The sequence below is a fragment of the Saccharopolyspora sp. NPDC050389 genome, from assembly GCF_040655595.1.
In the GTDB taxonomy this organism is placed as follows: Bacteria; Actinomycetota; Actinomycetes; order Mycobacteriales; family Pseudonocardiaceae; genus Saccharopolyspora.
Genome location: NZ_JBFAKG010000079.1, coordinates 34,423 through 49,974, shown reverse-complemented (window position 1 = coordinate 49,974; position 15,552 = coordinate 34,423). Strand labels below are relative to the sequence as shown.

14 protein-coding genes are annotated in these 15,552 nt (G+C 70.1%); 6 read left to right on the top strand and 8 right to left on the bottom strand.

The window, feature by feature from the left end; translation table 11 throughout:
• Nucleotides 1-203: 203 nt before the first annotated feature.
• The 3 genes from AB0I53_RS37125 to AB0I53_RS37115 form a co-directional block, all read right to left on the bottom strand.
• On the bottom strand, nucleotides 204-878 hold the full coding sequence (locus AB0I53_RS37125) for a DedA family protein (RefSeq protein WP_358613567.1): 675 nt from the start codon (nucleotides 876-878) through the stop codon (nucleotides 204-206).
• 123 nt (nucleotides 879-1,001) lie between these two features.
• Entirely contained in the window at nucleotides 1,002-2,582 is a 1,581-nt protein-coding gene (gene dacB / locus AB0I53_RS37120; RefSeq protein WP_358613565.1) for a D-alanyl-D-alanine carboxypeptidase/D-alanyl-D-alanine-endopeptidase, read from the bottom strand.
• Nucleotides 2,583-2,656: 74 nt separating this feature from the next.
• A complete protein-coding gene (locus AB0I53_RS37115; RefSeq protein ID WP_358613563.1) occupies nucleotides 2,657-3,265 on the bottom strand; it encodes a LysE family translocator in 609 nt (202 codons plus the stop codon).
• Nucleotides 3,266-3,357: 92 nt separating this feature from the next.
• On the opposite strand from AB0I53_RS37115, the gene AB0I53_RS37110 reads away from it, so the two are divergent.
• Nucleotides 3,358-3,870, top strand: a complete 513-nt coding sequence (locus AB0I53_RS37110; RefSeq protein WP_358613561.1) for an Lrp/AsnC family transcriptional regulator — start codon at nucleotides 3,358-3,360, stop codon at nucleotides 3,868-3,870.
• On the opposite strand, the gene tesB is transcribed toward AB0I53_RS37110, so the two are convergent.
• Nucleotides 3,871-4,809, bottom strand: coding sequence for an acyl-CoA thioesterase II (gene tesB / locus AB0I53_RS37105; protein WP_358613559.1), 939 nt, complete (start codon nucleotides 4,807-4,809; stop codon nucleotides 3,871-3,873).
• Between the two features lie 72 nt (nucleotides 4,810-4,881).
• Nucleotides 4,882-6,303, bottom strand: a complete 1,422-nt coding sequence (gene pyk / locus AB0I53_RS37100) for a pyruvate kinase (RefSeq protein ID WP_358613557.1) — start codon at nucleotides 6,301-6,303, stop codon at nucleotides 4,882-4,884.
• A gap of 74 nt (nucleotides 6,304-6,377) precedes the next feature.
• On the opposite strand from pyk, the gene AB0I53_RS37095 reads away from it, so the two are divergent.
• Complete coding sequence (locus tag AB0I53_RS37095; protein ID WP_358613555.1) at nucleotides 6,378-6,758, top strand: VanZ family protein; 381 nt, start codon at nucleotides 6,378-6,380, stop codon at nucleotides 6,756-6,758.
• Here the strand turns inward: AB0I53_RS37095 and AB0I53_RS37090 are convergent.
• On the bottom strand, nucleotides 6,736-7,470 hold the full coding sequence (locus AB0I53_RS37090) for a DUF2461 domain-containing protein (RefSeq protein ID WP_358613553.1): 735 nt from the start codon (nucleotides 7,468-7,470) through the stop codon (nucleotides 6,736-6,738). The genes AB0I53_RS37095 and AB0I53_RS37090 overlap by 23 nt on opposite strands.
• 354 nt (nucleotides 7,471-7,824) lie before the next feature.
• Nucleotides 7,825-8,928 (bottom strand): Gfo/Idh/MocA family oxidoreductase, encoded by a 1,104-nt coding sequence (locus AB0I53_RS37085; RefSeq protein WP_358613551.1) that lies wholly within the window; start codon nucleotides 8,926-8,928, stop codon nucleotides 7,825-7,827.
• A 116-nt stretch (nucleotides 8,929-9,044) separates the two neighbouring features.
• Between AB0I53_RS37085 and AB0I53_RS37080 the strand changes: the two genes are divergently transcribed.
• From AB0I53_RS37080 to AB0I53_RS37070, 3 genes are all read left to right on the top strand, one after another.
• Nucleotides 9,045-9,629, top strand: coding sequence for a TetR/AcrR family transcriptional regulator (locus tag AB0I53_RS37080; protein WP_358613549.1), 585 nt, complete (start codon nucleotides 9,045-9,047; stop codon nucleotides 9,627-9,629).
• A 51-nt stretch (nucleotides 9,630-9,680) separates the two neighbouring features.
• Nucleotides 9,681-12,035: a LuxR C-terminal-related transcriptional regulator gene (locus AB0I53_RS37075; protein ID WP_358613547.1), complete on the top strand. Its 2,355-nt coding sequence runs from the start codon at nucleotides 9,681-9,683 to the stop codon at nucleotides 12,033-12,035.
• Between the two features lie 188 nt (nucleotides 12,036-12,223).
• Nucleotides 12,224-12,913 carry a transglycosylase SLT domain-containing protein gene (locus AB0I53_RS37070; protein ID WP_358613545.1) on the top strand — a complete coding sequence of 230 codons (690 nt, stop codon included), beginning with the start codon at nucleotides 12,224-12,226 and terminating at the stop codon, nucleotides 12,911-12,913.
• Nucleotides 12,914-13,172: 259 nt separating this feature from the next.
• Here the strand turns inward: AB0I53_RS37070 and AB0I53_RS37065 are convergent, their stop codons facing one another.
• Nucleotides 13,173-13,871, bottom strand: coding sequence for an FCD domain-containing protein (locus AB0I53_RS37065; RefSeq protein ID WP_358613543.1), 699 nt, complete (start codon nucleotides 13,869-13,871; stop codon nucleotides 13,173-13,175).
• A gap of 159 nt (nucleotides 13,872-14,030) precedes the next feature.
• Between AB0I53_RS37065 and AB0I53_RS37060 the strand changes: the two genes are divergently transcribed.
• Complete coding sequence (locus AB0I53_RS37060) at nucleotides 14,031-15,431, top strand: gluconate:H+ symporter (RefSeq protein WP_358613541.1); 1,401 nt, start codon at nucleotides 14,031-14,033, stop codon at nucleotides 15,429-15,431.
• Nucleotides 15,432-15,552: the final 121 nt, after the last annotated feature.

Below are 15,552 nucleotides of genomic sequence, written 5' to 3'. Positions count from 1 at the left end.
TAGAAAGCCGAACCGGGGCTGCGGGCCGGATGTCAAGCCGTTCACCCCCGAAGGGGCGGCCGCAAGGCCGGGCTTGACCTCCGGCACGCAGCCCCCACCCTCCACCCATCGCGGGGATGGCCCCAAAAGATACCGAACCTCTAAAAGTCCCAACCCCGAGCAAAACCCAAACCGCAAAACCCAAACCCAACCAAAACCCCAAATCAAGCCGCGGACTCAACGTCCTCCAGCTCACCCTCCGCCCGAGCCTCCGGCTCCGCGGCAGCCCGCCGAGAACGGCTCCGCTTCGCGAGCCAAATCCCCACCCCGACGAGCACCACGACAACGACCAGCACCCAACTGGCCCGCCCCAGCATCTCCTCGATGTACTTCGCCGAAGCCCCGGCGGCCCACCCGATGCTCACGTGCGTCGCGGACCACGCAACGGCCCCGATCAGCGACGACACGAAGAACCGCCCGTAAGACATCCCGCTCGCCCCGGCCGCGGCGGGCATCAGGGTCCGCACCACCGGCAGGAACCGCGCCACCAGCACGGCCCCCACACCCCACTTGCACAGCAGTTCCCCGGCCCGGTCCCAGTGCTTCTGGCCGAGCTTCCGAACCACCTTCGTCTCGCGCATCTTCAGCCGGTAGCGGCGCCCCAGCCAGAATCCGATGTTGTCGCCGACCGCCGCGCACACCGCGACAACGGAGGCCAGCAGGATGAAGAACCCGACGTCGGTCACCGCCGCCGAGGCGATCAGCAGCCCGCTCTCGCCGGGCACCAGGAAACCTAAGCCGAGGGTGCATTCGCCGAGCACCAATGCGCCGGTCACCAGTACCAATAGCGGCTTCGGCAAGCCTCCGACGACTGCCAGGATGTCGCTGATGAAGGTCACGGGACGGGCTCCTCGGCATGCGTGCTGGCTTGACCTCGTTCACGCTACCGGCGTAACCGCGCCCCAGTCTCCGGAATGCCCCTTAGCCTTCCCTGAGACCGGGGTCACACCAGCCCTTCCGGGTCAGCACGCCTTCACCCACGAGCATTCCAGGGCACTTTCGTCGACCGGCGTGCCCGGGTCGTCTACGTGCGTGCGCGACTTCGGCACGTGCACCCGGCCGCTCGGCCGGTCGTCGGCACCGTCGTACTCGGCCAGCCGGATCGCGATCGCGTCCTCCAGGTCGCGCGGGGAGCCGCCGAGGAAGTCGTTGAACACCACCGAGAAGACCAGCTCGCGACCGTTGGCGGCGGTGACGTAACCGGACAGCGACGTGACACCGGTCAGCGACCCGGTCTTGGCGTGGACGTTGTTCTGCGCCGCGGTTCCGGCCATCCGGTTGCGGAGCGTGCCGCCGACCATGCGGTCCGCCACCCCGGCGACCGGCAGCGCGTCGTACCAAGACCGGAACCAGGGCCGCTCGCGCGCGTTGTCCAGCAGCAACGCCAGCTGTTCCGGCGTCACCTGGTCCATCGTGGACAGACCAGAGCCGTCCACCACGCGCAGCACGTCCGGGTTCACGCCGAGGCCGCTCAGCTTCTCGGTCAGCACCTCGAGCCCGGCCGACCAGCTGCCCTCGCCGCGAGCTTCCCGTCCCATCGCTTTGACCAGGATTTCCGCGTGCCCGTTGTTGCTCAGCTTCAGGAACGGGACGAGCAGTTCCCGCAGCGGCATCGACTGCCGCGAGGCGAGCGCCCGCGCGTCGGCCGGCGCGGCTCCCTCTCCCGTCCCCTTGACCACCACGCCGCGCGCGGCCAGTGCGCGGGTGAAGATGTCGGCGGCGTACGCGGATGCGTCCGGCACCGAGGTGAAGTCCTCGAACGGCTGCGCACCGGCCGGAACGCTCCCGGTCACCACGACCCGGGAGCCGCCGTGGTCGCGCTGCACGGTCACGTCGGGTTCGCTGTCCGCGGCGGAGGTGGTGGTCCGGTTGTCGATCCGCACAACACCGGTAGCCGGTTCCAGTCGCACCTCGGCCCGGCTTCCTTCGACCGTCGGGCTGACCCGCACGAGCACGGTTCCGGCGTCGAAGTCGGTGTTCGGCGCCGCAGTCAGCGCGGAAACCGGTGCGGCGTAGTAGTACGGCTCGTCGTCCCAAGCCCAGCCGGTGCCCATCGGCACGTCGTCGAACCAGGTGTCGTCGGTGAGCAACCGACCGTGCACCACCCGAATCCCGGACGCCGCAACCTGTTCCGCGAGCCGTTCGTAGTCGGCCGCGAGCAGTGTCGGGTCACCGGTGCCGCGCAGGTAGAGGTCGCCGAGCAACACCGGCCCGTGCTGCTGCGCGGCGGTCACGACGTCGGTGCGGAACCGGTAGTCCGGCCCCAGCGCTTCCAGCGCCGCGGCCGAGGTGAGCAGCTTCGCGTTCGACGCCGGGGTCGCGCGGTCGGTCGCCTGCCTGCTGTAGAGCACCTCGTCGGTGGCCGGGTCGCGCACCACGACACCGGCGTGCGACCCGTTCAGCCGCTGGTCGGCGAGGATGTCATCGAGGTCGACGCGCAGCGCGTCCGGCCCACTGGGTGCCGCTCCGGATGGTGCGACGAAGGCGACCGAAGCACCGAGCGCCACGGCCAGCCCGAACGCCAGTCCCCATCGTCGACGCATGCGAAGCTCCCTCGGCTCGCCCGAACAGATCATGCAGAGTAAGCACGATCGTCACAGGCGGTCAACGGAACTGCTCAGCCGACGGCGATCGCAGTCGCCATGGCCAGCAGCGCACCGCCGCAGCACCGCTCGAAGACCTTCCGCCGGCGCGGGTCGGAAAGGAAGGCGGACAGCCACCGCACCGAGGGCACCACCACCAGCCACCACGCCGCGAACGCGGACACCGCGACGCCGCTGAGCAGCGCGGCCTGCTTCACCGGTTCCGCCGCCGGGTCCATGGCCTGCGGCAGCAGCGTCAGGAAGGTGAGCATGACCTTCGGGTTGAGCACGTCGGTCAGCAGCCCGCGCAGGAAGACGGCGCGACCGGAGCTGGGCACGTCCACCTCCGGAGCCCCGGACACCGCCCCGGACTTGCGAAAGATCTGCAGGCCCATCCAGCCCAGGTAGGCGACGCCGATCACCTTCACCACCAACAGCGCCGCGGGCACGGTCATCACCAGCGCGGACAGCCCCAGGGTCGCCGCCGTCGCGTGCAGCAGCAGCCCGCAGGTGACGCCCGCCGCCGCGAGCCAGCCCCAGCGCGCGCCGTTGGCGGCGTTGCGGGTCACCAGCACGAAGTCCGGCCCCGGTACCAGGACGATCACCAGCAGCGCCAGCAGGAACGACCCCCAGGCGATGTGCACGACGGCTCCTTAGAACGAAATCAGCGGTGGATTGCGCATATCTTCCGCCGTTCGTTCGCCGTCTCGCCAGCAGCGCCGTAGCATGTTCGGTTGTGCAGGAATCTGTAGAACTGGATTCGGTGGACTGGCGAATCCTGGAGGAATTGCAGAACGACGCGACCTTGCCCAACCGCGTGCTCGCCGAGCGGGTCGGGCTAGCGGCTTCCAGCTGCCTGCAACGGGTTCGGCGACTTCGGGAACAGGGCGTGATCACCGGATCGCACATCGACGTCAACCCGGCGGCGACGGGGCTGGCGCTGGAGGCGGTGGTGGCGATCAACGTCCGCCCGCACACCCGCCAGGTCGTCGACCAGTTCCGGGAATTCGTGATGGGGCAGCCGGAAACCCGTTCGCTGCTGCACGTCAGCGGTCAGGCGGACTTCCTGCTGCACGTGGCGGTCGCCGACACCAAGCACCTGCAGGAGTTCCTGGTGGACAAGCTCGCGTCCCGCACCGAGGTCCGGCACTTCACCAGCTCGATCGTGCTGGAGCAGCTGCACACGCGAGCCCTGACGCCGCCGCAACACCTGCGCCCGAAGCGCCGCCGCCGATCCGGCGAGGGGTGATCAGTCGCCGACGCGGAGCAGACCTTCTTGTACGACGGTCGCGACGAGCTGGCCGTCGCGGGAGAAGAACCGGCCGGTGGCCAGGCCGCGAGCGCCGGAGGCGCTGGGCGAGGCGCAGTCGTAGAGCAGCCACTCGTCGGCGCGGAAGCGCCGGTGGAACCACATCGCGTGGTCCAGGCTCGCCCCGTTGACCTTGTCCAGGCCCCAGTACACGCCGTGCCTGGCCAGCACCGCGTCGAGCAGCGTCATGTCGGACGCGAAGGCCGCGATGCACACGTGCAGCAGGTCGTCGTCGGGCAGCACGCCGTCGGCGCGCATCCACACCTGGCTGCGGGCCTCGCGCGGGCCGCTCTCTCGGCTCACCCACGGCGGCTCGGTCACGTAGCGCACGTCGATCGGCCGCGGCTGGGCGCGCCCGAGCTTCTCGATCATCGAGCCGATCTGCTCGCCGTAGGTCGGCAGCGTCTCCGGGTCCGGGACCTCGGGCATCGGCTCGGCGTGGTCGATGCCGTCCTCGTCGACCTGGAAGGACGCGGAAAGCGAGAAGATCGCCTTGCCGCGCTGCACGGCGACCACGCGGCGCGTGGTGAACGACCGGCCGTCGCGGGTGCGGTCGACCTCGTAGACGATCGGGATGCTCGGATCGCCGGGCCGGATGAAGTAGGCGTGCAGCGAGTGCACCCGCCGCTCCGGCGGCACCGTGCGGCCTGCGGCGACCAACGCCTGGCCGGCGACCTGACCGCCGAACACGCGGACCGGCGAAGAGGCCGGACTGACGCCGCGGAAGATGTTCTCCTCGATGCGTTCGAGGTCGAGCAGCGCGACCAGGCTGTCCAGCACCGGTTGGCCGTGCGGCATGCCGTTGACGTCGAGCGGCACCTCACCCTGCAAGTGGGTTCCGGCCGGATCGGCCGCGGCGGCTCGGGCAGCTTCGGTCACTGCGCGCTCCTCGGGGTTGTACGCCGGATCGCCGGACGGGAGCGCCGGGTGGCTCCCGTCCGAGAATGCGGATCAGACGTGGTCTTCCTCGCCCAACCGGTGCACGCGGATGAGGTTGGTGGAACCGACCGTGCCGGGCGGCGAGCCTGCGACGACGACGACCATGTCGCCGCGCTGCGATCGGCCGATCGACAGCATCGCCTGGTCCACCTGCCGCACCATCTGGTCCGTGGTGTCCACCCTAGGCACCAAGAACGTCTCCGTCCCCCAAGTGAGAGCGAGCTGACTCCGCACGGATTCCTCGGGGGTGAACGCCAGCAGCGGCAGCCTGGTGTGCAGCCGGGCGAGCCGCCGCACGGTGTCGCCGGACTGCGTGAAGGCCACCAGTGCCTTGGCGTTGAGACGTTCGCCGATGTCGCGCGCCGCGTAGGAGATGACGCCGCGCTTGGTGCGCGGGACGTGGCTAAGCGGCGGCGGCGCCGTCGATCCCGCCTCGACCGCTTCGACGATGCGAGCCATCGTCTGCACGGTCTCGATCGGGTAGCGGCCGACGCTGGTCTCGCCGGAGAGCATCACCGCGTCGGTGCCGTCGAGCACCGCGTTGGCGACGTCGGAGGTCTCCGCCCGCGTCGGACGCGAATTGTTGATCATGGAATCGAGCATCTGGGTCGCGACGATGACCGGCTTCGCGTTCTCCCGCGCGATCCGGATCGCCTTCTTCTGGACCAGCGGAACGTGTTCCAGCGGCAACTCGACGCCGAGGTCACCGCGGGCGACCATGACGCCGTCGAAGGCCAGCACGATGGCCTCCAGGTTGTCCACCGCTTCCGGCTTCTCCAGCTTCGCGATCACCGGGACGCGGCGGCCGACCCGGTCCATCACCTGGTGCACCAGGTCGATGTCGGCCGGGCTGCGGACGAAGGACAGCGCGATGAAGTCCACGCCCAGCTCGAGCGCGAACTCCAGGTCCTCGATGTCCTTCTGGGACAGCGCGGGCACCGAAACATCCATGCCCGGCAAGGAAATTCCCTTGTTGTCCGAAACCGGACCACCTTCCGTCACCTCGCAGACGACGTCGGTGTCCTCGACGCCGGTGACGGTCAGCCCCACCTTGCCGTCGTCGACCAGAAGTCGGTCGCCGACCTTGGCGTCGTTGGCGAGGCCCTTGTACGTGGTGGACACCCTGTCGTGGGTGCCCTGGACGTCGTCGACCGTGATGCGCACGATGTCGCCGGTCCGCCACTCCACCGGCCCGGCGGCGAACTTGCCGAGTCGGATCTTCGGTCCCTGCAGGTCGCCCAGGATGCCGACGGCACGGCCGGACTCCTTGGCCGCGGCTCGGACCATCTCGTAGACCTGCTGGTGATCGGCGTGGCTGCCGTGGCTGAAGTTCAGCCTGGCGACGTCCATTCCGCTGCTGACGAGCTCAGCCATCTTCTCCGGTGTGGCGGTGGCTGGGCCCATGGTACAAACGATCTTGGCTCGTCGACTCACGTTATGCCAGCGTAGTCTGTTGACCGACGCGCGCAGCACGCAGCCATGCCTGTCGACGTCGATCGGGGAGATCGTTGCTGGATCATTACAGAACGCGGCTCACCCGGATTCCGTTCGGGGTCGCGGTGCTGGCCAGCCTGCTCATCCTGTTCATGCCGGCATCCGGGGTGCCGACCGCGCCGCCGGGCACCGACAAGGTGGTGCACTTCGCGCTGTTCGCGGCGCTGGCCGCGACCGGCCGGATCGCCGGGTTCCCGACGTCGCGGCTGCTTCCAGGACTGGTGGGCTACGCGATCACGTCGGAGATCCTGCAGGGCCTGCTGCCGATCGGCCGCAGCTGCGAGGTCGCCGACGGCCTGGTCGACGTGGCGGGCGCGGCGGCGGGCTGGGCGATCATCGCGGCGGCGCGGCGGGTGCGACGGGTGCGGCGGATCAGCGACGCTTCTTCTCGGTGACTCCGATGTGGTCGGCGCACCACTGGTTGAGTTCGCGCACCGCGCTCCAGGACTGGCGGACCCGGTCGATGCAGGCGCGCTCGTGCAGGACGTCGTCGGATTCCCAGGCGTGGAACGCGTAGAGCGTGCGATGCCGCAGCAGGTCCAGCCGGGGATGCCCGGCGGCGAAACCGCGCGGCCGGCTCTTGAGCGTCTCCCCCGCGATCTCCCAGCCCCGCTCGACGAGCGCGGCCAGCAACGACCGCAGCCGCTCGCCGTGGATTTCGGTGTCGACCGCGGCGCGGAACCGGGCCAGCTGGTCGGACTCGGTGTGGTAGCAGCCCCCGGCGACGAGCATGCCGTCCGCGCTGACCTCGACGTAGTAGGCGCCGCCACCGCGCCCCAGCTCGATCACGGCCCCGCAATGCGTCTTGTAGGGCGACTTGTCGGCGCTGAACCGGACGTCCCGGTGCGGCCGGAAGACCTTGCCCTGCCCGAATCCCGGGGCGAACTCGGGCTCCAGCTCGGCGAGCAGCGCCTCCATCGGCGCACGCACATGCTCCCGGTAGAACGCGAGGTTGTCGTTCCAGTAAGCCTTGGCGTCGCGCACTTCCCGCTGCGAATCCGCCAGGCCGGCCTGGACCCGTTCGAGCCCCTCGAAGAACTCGACCACTCCCCTGCCGAAGCCTTCGAACCTCGGCTTTGCGCTGTCGCCGCCCACTGATCCGCCCACCCGATGATGATCCGCGATCGCCCGCCCTTCGTGCTCCGGGGGGTGGATCGGGGCCGACGCGGCGAGCAGCTCGATGCGGGCGAAACAAGCTGCGGCGCCTGACCGAACCTGGTGGTTGTCGGTCAAGCGCCGCAGCTCATGGACCGGTCCTCTAGCTGCGACTTCGACGACCGGTATTTAAAGACGCGAACGTCACTCGCGTGCCCCAACAGTAAGCACGCCTTTTGGCATATACCAACTCAACACGGAATATGCCACCCTTTCGGGCGAAAGACGTCCGACACGCGCCTCGAAAAACGCGAGTCCGCTGTGGCCACTCGCTCCCCGTCCCTGCCGCCGGGGTCGTGACCCGGTTCAGCCGAGCGCTTGGCGAGTGCCGGTGGCCGCCGAGGCGCGGATCGCGTCGAGGATTCGGTGCAGGCGGAGGCCGTGGGCGAAGTCCGGGGCGATCTGCTCGCCGGTGCGCAGGCCTTCGGCGATGTCCGCGTACACCGCCGCCACGTTGCGGGCCTCTTGCGCGACCGGGCGGGCCGGCGGCAGCTGGACCGCCTCCCACAGCCGGCCCGGCTCGGCGGACAGGCGGAGTTCGAGGTCGCTCATCTGGATCTGGGTGCCGCGCGGATCTTCCGCGCCGGTCGAGGCGATGGCCAGGCTTCCTCCGGTGCCAACGACTTCCAGGAGCACTCGCGGATCCGCGGCCTCGCCGTCTCGGATGTTCGCCGACAGCGTCGCGCCGGAGGCCAACCCGGCGTGCAGCACCAGGTGATCCGGGCTGTCTACCGCCACCGGCTCGCCGGTTTCGGCCACGACCTGGCCCGGGAGCTGCAAGGACAGGTCGGCGGACAGGCCGGCGATGTCGCCGAGCAGGTGGTCCAGCACCGACAGGACGTGTCCACCGTGGACTTCCAGCAGCCCGGCGGCGTTGGCCGACTGCAGCGTGTAGACCGCCCAGGCCGGCACCTCCCCCGCCGCTCCCTTGCCACGAGCGCTGTGCACCGCAGCAGAAGTGATGCGCCCGAGCGCACCCTTCGCGAGCAGTTCCCGGGCGCGCTGGATCGCCGGCGAGTACAGCGCCTGCAAGCCGATCACGTTGTGCACGCCGACCGCTTGGGCTCCCTTCACCAGGATCTCGGCCTCCTCGGTGGTGCGCGCCAGCGGCCACTCGCAGTAGACGTGCTTGCCCGCGTCCAGCGCCGCCTGCACCAGCTCCAGGTGCTTGGGCACGCGAACCGTGACGACGACCAGATCGACATCCGGGTGTTCGGCCAGCGAACGCGCGTCGGCGAAGGCGTGCTCCGCGCCGAACGCCGCAGCCGCGCGCCGGGCGCTCTCCTCGCGGCTGGTCGCGACGGCGGTCAGCTCGTACTGGTCGAGCGCGCGCAGCGCCGGGACGTGCGCCCGCACCGCCCAGCCCTGGTCCGGGTTGGCGCCAATGATCCCGACCTTGATCTTGCCCACGACATCCTCCAACCGGACCTCACAGGTCCGTTTTGCTCCGATGAACCGGACTCGACAAGTCCGGTTCAATCCGGAGTCTAACCGGACTTGCGAAGTCCGGTTGCTAGGGTGGCCGGGTGAGCGCGGTGGAACGGCTTCTGAGCGAGGATGCGCCGCGAGCGGACGCGCAGCGCAACGTGCGGCGGCTCGTGGTGGCCGCTCGCGAGGCGGTGGCCGAGGTCGGCGTCGGCGTGACCGCGCACGAGATCGCCCGCCGCGCCGGTGTCGGGATCGGCACCTTCTACCGCCGGGTGCCCTCCCGCGAGGCCCTGCTGCAGGCGGTGGTCGAGGACACCATCTACGAGATCGTCGACCTGGCTCGCCAGGCGCTGCGGGACCCGGATCCGTGGCACGGGTTCTGCGCCTTCGCCGTCGACTTCGTGCAACTGCGCGCGATGAGCTGCGGCATCAACGAGGCGCTCGGCGCGGACTGCGCGTTGACCCTCGACCAACCGCTGGCCGACCTGCGCGAACAGATCCGGCTGCTCGTCGAGCGCTGCCAGCAGGCCGGCGCCATGCGCGGGGACGTGCCGTGGCAGGACGTGCCGTTCGCCCTCACCTCGGTGATGACCGGGAACCGCACCATCGGGCTGCCCGCCGCCGACGACCAGTGGCGGCGGAACCTGCGCATCGTGCTCGCCGGGCTCCGGGCCGCCGGGTAGCCAGGAACAAGATCCCAGGTCAGGGGTCGCGCAGCGGGTTAAGCTCGTGACGTGGTCTCCACTGCTCGAGCCCGTGTGCGGGAGCCAGCGGGCAACCTCCCGGCCGACGTCACGAGCTTCGTCGGCCGACGTCGCGAGATCACTCTCACCAAGCGCTTGCTCGCCGAATCCCGGGTGGTCACGCTCACCGGCCCCGGCGGCGTCGGCAAGACCCGGCTGGCGATCCGGGTCGCGGGCAACATGCGCCGCGCCTTCCGGGACAAGGCCTGGTGCGTCGAGCTCGAGGGCGTCCGGGACGGCTCGCTGGTGGTCGACGCGGTCATCGAACAGCTCGGCATCGGCGGCCCGACCGGCGGGGAGGACATCGACACCATCATCGAGCAGCTCAAATCCCGCGAGATGCTGCTCGTGCTGGACAACTGCGAGCACCTGATCGAAGACGTCGCGCTGCTGGTCGACGCGGTGGTGCGCTGGTGCCCCGGCGTGCGGGTGCTGGCCACCAGCAGGCAGTCCCTCGGCGTCGCCGGCGAGGCGACCCTGGTCGTCCCGCCGCTGCAGGTCCCCGACATCGAGCATCTGCCGCCGGTGGAGGCCTACGAGCAGTTCGCCTCGGTCCGGCTGTTCGTCGACCGGGCCAAGGCCGCGGTTCCCGAATTCGAGGTCACCGGCGACAACGCCGCCGCGCTCATGCGGCTGTGCTACCACCTCGACGGCAACCCGCTGGCGATCGAGCTGGCGGCCGTCCGGCTGCGGTCGCTGTCGCTGCAGCAGCTCGAAGAGCGCCTGGCCGAGCGCTACGACCTGCTCACCGAGGGCCGCCGCGGCGCCCCGGCCCGGCAGCAGACGCTGCGCGCGCTGATCGACTGGAGCTACGAGCTCGCCTCCGACCAGGACCGGCTGACGTGGGCGCGGGTGTCGGTGTTCTCCGGCTCCTTCGACCTCGCCGCCGCCGAGCACGTGGCCAGCAACGGGCTGTCGGACGCCGACGTGCTGAGCGCGATCCACTCGCTGGTCGACAAGTCGGTGCTGATGCGCGAGGAAGAAGGCGGCGAGGTCCGCTTCCGGCTGCCGCACACCCTGCGCGAGTACGGCCAGGACAAGCTCGCGGAGTTCGGTGAGCTGGAGACCATGCAGCAGCGGCACTGCTCCTGGTACGCCGACCTGGCCGGCCGCTTCGCCGCGGAGTGGATCGGCCCGGACCAGGTCGCCTGGGTCAACCGGCTGCGCAGCGACCACGGCAATCTGCGCGTCGCGCTGCGCACGGCCGCGGCGAATCCTGAGACGGCCGGGACGGCGCTGCGGATGTGCACCGACCTGTGGCAGTACTGGGGCATCCGCGGCCTCAACGGCGAAGCCCGGCACTGGCTCGACCAGGTGCTGGCCACCACGCCCCGCGAGATGCCCGAGCGGGTGCGCGCGCTGCGGGTCAGCGCCTGGTTCGCGCTGCTGCACGGCGATGTGGAGACCGTGCAGCCGACGCTGGAGCAGGCGACGGTGCTGGCCACGCAGCGCGGTGAGGAGACCGAGAAGGCGCATCTGGCGCTGGTGCGCGGGATGGCGGCGTTCGCCCAGAACGACTCGCCGCGGGCCGCCGCGCTGATGGAGGACGCGCTGAGCCAGTTCCGCAAGCACGAGATGTCCGCCGGCGAGCTGTTCGCCCTGTTCGGCCTCGGCCTGATCAAGGGCCTGGGCGAGGATCCCGAAGCGGGACTGGGCGTGCTGGCGGAAGGCATCCGGCTGTCGGCTGGCCTCGGCGAGCTGTACTGGCACTCGTACCTGCTGTGGGCGTCGGCGCAGGTGGAGGCGCGGCGGGGCGAGCTGGAGCGGGCGGAGACGGCGGCGAAGGAGGCGCTGCGCCTGCAGCGCAAGCTGGACAACCGGCTGGGCACCGCGTTCAGCATCGACGCCATCGCCTGGATCGCGCAGCAGCAGGGCAGGCACGACCGCGCCGCCCGGCTGTTCGGCGCGGCCTCCGCGGTGTGGGACGCGGTGCGGGCGGCGCCCGGCTTCTGGGCGAGGTTCGCCACCGACCACGACGAGCACGAGGCGCAGGCCCGGGCCGCGCTCGGCGAGTCGGCCTTCCAGGAGGCGTTCGACCGCGGCCACCAGCTGTCGCTGACGCACACCGTCGACTTCGCGCTGGAGGTCAAGCGGCACGCGCGGGCGCGCACCGAGGACAACGTGCACCCGATGCCGCTGACCCGGCGGGAGCAGCAGATCGCGGAGCTGGTCGCGCAGGGCAACACCAACAAGGAGATCGCCGAGAGCCTGGTGATCGCGCAGCGCACCGTCGAGGGCCACGTGCAGAACATCCTGACCAAGCTCGACTTCTCGTCCCGCGCGCAGATCGGCGGTTGGGTGGCCGCGCAGAAGGCGAGTGACCCGAGCGACATCGCTCCAAGGTAATCTCACTTTAAGTAGCTGGACCCGCTCGAAACGTCGCCCATCTGGGCGAAACTAGGTATCTGTGCACGTACAAACCTCGGTGCGCGCACACTCTCCGTGCCGGATTCTCGGTTCTCGTGACCCCCGACGAACCGAATACCCCCGACCGAAGTACCCGACAGGCCGGGTGGCACCGCTGGGAGAGGGCGGTGCCGCAGACGGCGAGCTGGCTCCGAGCGGCGTTCCTCGGCGGCTCCGCAGACCGGCACCACCGCGTCCCCCCGAAGATGCGGTCCGTGCAGGTCGGTGTCGCCGTGGCCGCGTTCGGCGTGATCGGCGTCATCGCCGGCACCACCGGCGCGAAGACCGAAGAGCCCGCGGTTCAGGCCGCCGCGCACGTCGCCCCGCTGGCCGAGCAGCTCCCCGCCGCCCCGCCGGCCCCCGAAGCCGCCCCGGCACCCGCCGCGCAGCCCGCCCCCGAGGCCGCGCCCGAACCGGCGAAGCAGGAACCGCCCGCCGAGCAGGTGGTGGAGAAGCCCAAGGACCAGATCGGCAGCTGGATCGACGAGGCGATCGGCGTCATGGAGCAGCACGGCATCCAGCGCGACCAGATCGACACCGACGCGATCCGCACGATCATCATGCACGAGTCCAACGGCAACCCGAGCGCGACCAACAACTGGGACTCCAACGCGTCGGCCGGCACCCCGTCGATCGGTCTGATGCAGACCATCGAGCCGACCTTCGAGTCCTACGCGCTGCCCGGCCACGGCGACATCTACAACCCTGTCGACAACATCATCGCGGCCACCCGGTACGCGATCACGACCTACGGTTCGGTGGCCGACGTGCCCGGCGTCGCAGGCCTGCGCTCCGGCGGCAACTACTCCGGCTACTAAGAAGATGCACGGCTCGTTTTGCGTGGCGGTGCGGGCGGCGGCCCCCCTGCGGGAATTACGGTCGCCGCCTGGCTGTGGGATCCCCGATTTGTGTATGGACCAATACGCGGCATCGGGGCTGTCCTCGCCAGACGACGCCTGAGAACCCGCGACGGTGCAAGCTGCTGGGGTGGGCTATGCGGCTGCGCCGCATGCGAACGCTCAGGGACGCACGCCTCTAGGTGTCGCGGCAGCCGGCTTGGCAAGAAAGATTCAGCGACTACTGGGCGGCGGCCAGCCCCGACAAGGTTCCGTCCAGCGCTTCGGCGACCAGTTCGCGCATGGCCCACTCGGCCCGCGCCCGGTCACCGCTGCGGATGCACTCTGCGATTTCGCAGTGCAGCCGCACGGCGACCGGGCGCGGGTGTTCGGGCATCAGACCGTGCCCAGCGCGCCACCGCAGCAGCTCTTCGACGACCTCGTGCAGCTGGGCGAACATCTCGTTGCCCGACGCCGTCAGCACCAGCCGGTGGAAGGCGACGTCGGCGTCCATGAACGTGTCCAGGTCGCCGGCGCGCGCCGTGGCGACCATCCGCTCGGCGAGGCCGACCAGGCGCGCGGCGGCCTCGTCGTCGCAGCGCTGCGCGGCGGCGGCCGCCGCCATCGGTTCGACCGCGGTGCGCAGTTCCGCCAGCGTCTTCAGCTGCGCCGTGCGGTCGGCGGCCAGCAACCACCGGATGAGCAGCGGGTCGAAGGCGTTCCAGTCCGCCCGCGGCCGCACGACGATGCCGACCCGCTTGCGGCCGATGACCAGCCGGATCGACGCGAGGCTGCGGACCACCTCGCGGGCGACGCTGCGGGAGATGCCGAAGCGCTGCTCCATCTCGTCGATGCGCAGCACGCTGCCCGGCCGGTGGATGCCTGCGGCGATCTCGTGACCGAGCTCGTCCAGCACCTTGTCGTGCAGCCCTCCGGCCATCCGGCACGCCCCTTTCGCCTTTGAAATCGCTTTCAAACATAGGCGCTCCGAACCGGGTGACCCGCCTAACAGACATACTTAATCGGTCCACATACCAATAAAGTCATACTTATTGCTTAGGCTGTGCCGCGCACCAGCTGCTCAACGAGGAGCCCCTCTATGCCAACCAGCCTTTCCGCCGGCTTCGCCGTCCTAGCCCAGGCCTCCGGCGCGTGGACCGCCCAAGACACCCGACTGCTGGCCGCCGCCATCGCGGGCATCGCGGTGATCGTCGTGTTGATCAGCTGGGCCAAGCTGCACCCCTTCCTGTCGCTGGCCCTGGGCGCCGCCACTCTCGGCGTCGTCGCCGGGATGCCCTTCGACGACCTGGTGGAGACCTTCACCAAGGGACTCGGCAAGACCGTCGGCGACGTCGGCCTGCTCGTCGCGCTCGGCGCGATGCTGGGCAAGCTGCTCACGGACACCGGCGGCGCCGAGCAGGTCGTCGAAACGGTGCTGCGCCGCACCACCCGGCGGACGCTGCCGTGGGCGATGGTGTTCATCGCCGCGCTGCTGGGTCTGCCGATGTTCTTCGAGGTCGGCGTCGTGCTGCTGGTCCCGGTGGTCGTCATGGTCGCCAGCCGGTCGAACCAGCCGATGCTGCGCATCGGCATCCCCGCGCTGGCGGGCCTGTCGATCCTGCACGGCCTGGTGCCGCCGCACCCCGGCCCGCTGGCCGCCGTCGACGCGCTGCACGTGGACATGGGGCTGACGCTCGCGCTGGGCGTCATCGTCGCGATCCCGACCGCCATCGTCGCCGGGCCGCTGTTCGGCTCCTACATCTCCAAGCGCGTGCAGCTGCCCCCGGCGACGCACCTGCTGGGCAAGTCCCAGCTCGACGCCGCGCCCGAGAAGCGGCCCGGGTTCTTCGCGTCGGTGTCGATGCTGCTGCTGCCCGTCGTGCTGATGCTCGGCAAGTCCGTCGCCGACCTGCTGCTGCCCGAAGACACCGTCGCCTACCAGGTGCTCGACACCATCGGCACGCCGATCGTGGCGATGATGCTGACCGTGCTGATCGCGATCGTCGTGCTCGGCACCGGCGCCCGGTTCAACCGGAACCGGCTGTCCGACGTGATCGGCGGCTCGCTGCCGGCGATCGCCGGGATCATCCTGATCGTCGGCGCCGGCGGCGGTTTCAAGCAGACCCTGGTCGACTCCGGCGTCAACAACATGATCACCGACTTCGCCAGCGGGGCGAACCTCTCACCGCTGGTGCTGGGCTGGCTGATCGCCGTCGGCATCCGGGTGGCGACCGGCTCGGCGACGGTGGCCACCATCTCGGCGGCGGGCATGGTCGCGCCGCTGGTGATGGGGCTCCCGCCGGCGCAGGGCGCGCTGGTCGCGCTGGCCATCGGCTCCGGGTCGCTGTTCCTGTCGCACGTCAACGACGCCGGGTTCTGGCTGGTCAAGGAGTACTTCGGGATGACCGTCGGGCAGACCCTGAAGACCTGGTCGGCGATGGAGACGCTGCTGTCGGTGACTTCCTTCGCCGTGATCCTCGGCCTCTCCGCGGTGCTGTGACCTCGCGGTCGTGAGTGCGAATACCGGTTCTTACCGGCTTTCGCAGGTGGCCGTTCCGGTCTCGTCCCCGACCGGATAGGTCACGTCACCGTCACGGCAGGTGAGCCGAAGCACCTTCGCA

Bases quoted from the DNA above. Each gene is read 5' to 3' on its own strand.
- dacB (WP_358613565.1), bottom strand. From the start codon at position 2,582: ATGCGTCGACGATGGGGACTGGCGTTCGGGCTGGCCGTGGCGCTCGGT.
- AB0I53_RS37060 (WP_358613541.1), top strand. From the start codon at position 14,031: ATGCCAACCAGCCTTTCCGCCGGCTTCGCCGTCCTAGCCCAGGCCTCC.
- AB0I53_RS37065 (WP_358613543.1), bottom strand. From the start codon at position 13,871: ATGGCCGGAGGGCTGCACGACAAGGTGCTGGACGAGCTCGGTCACGAG.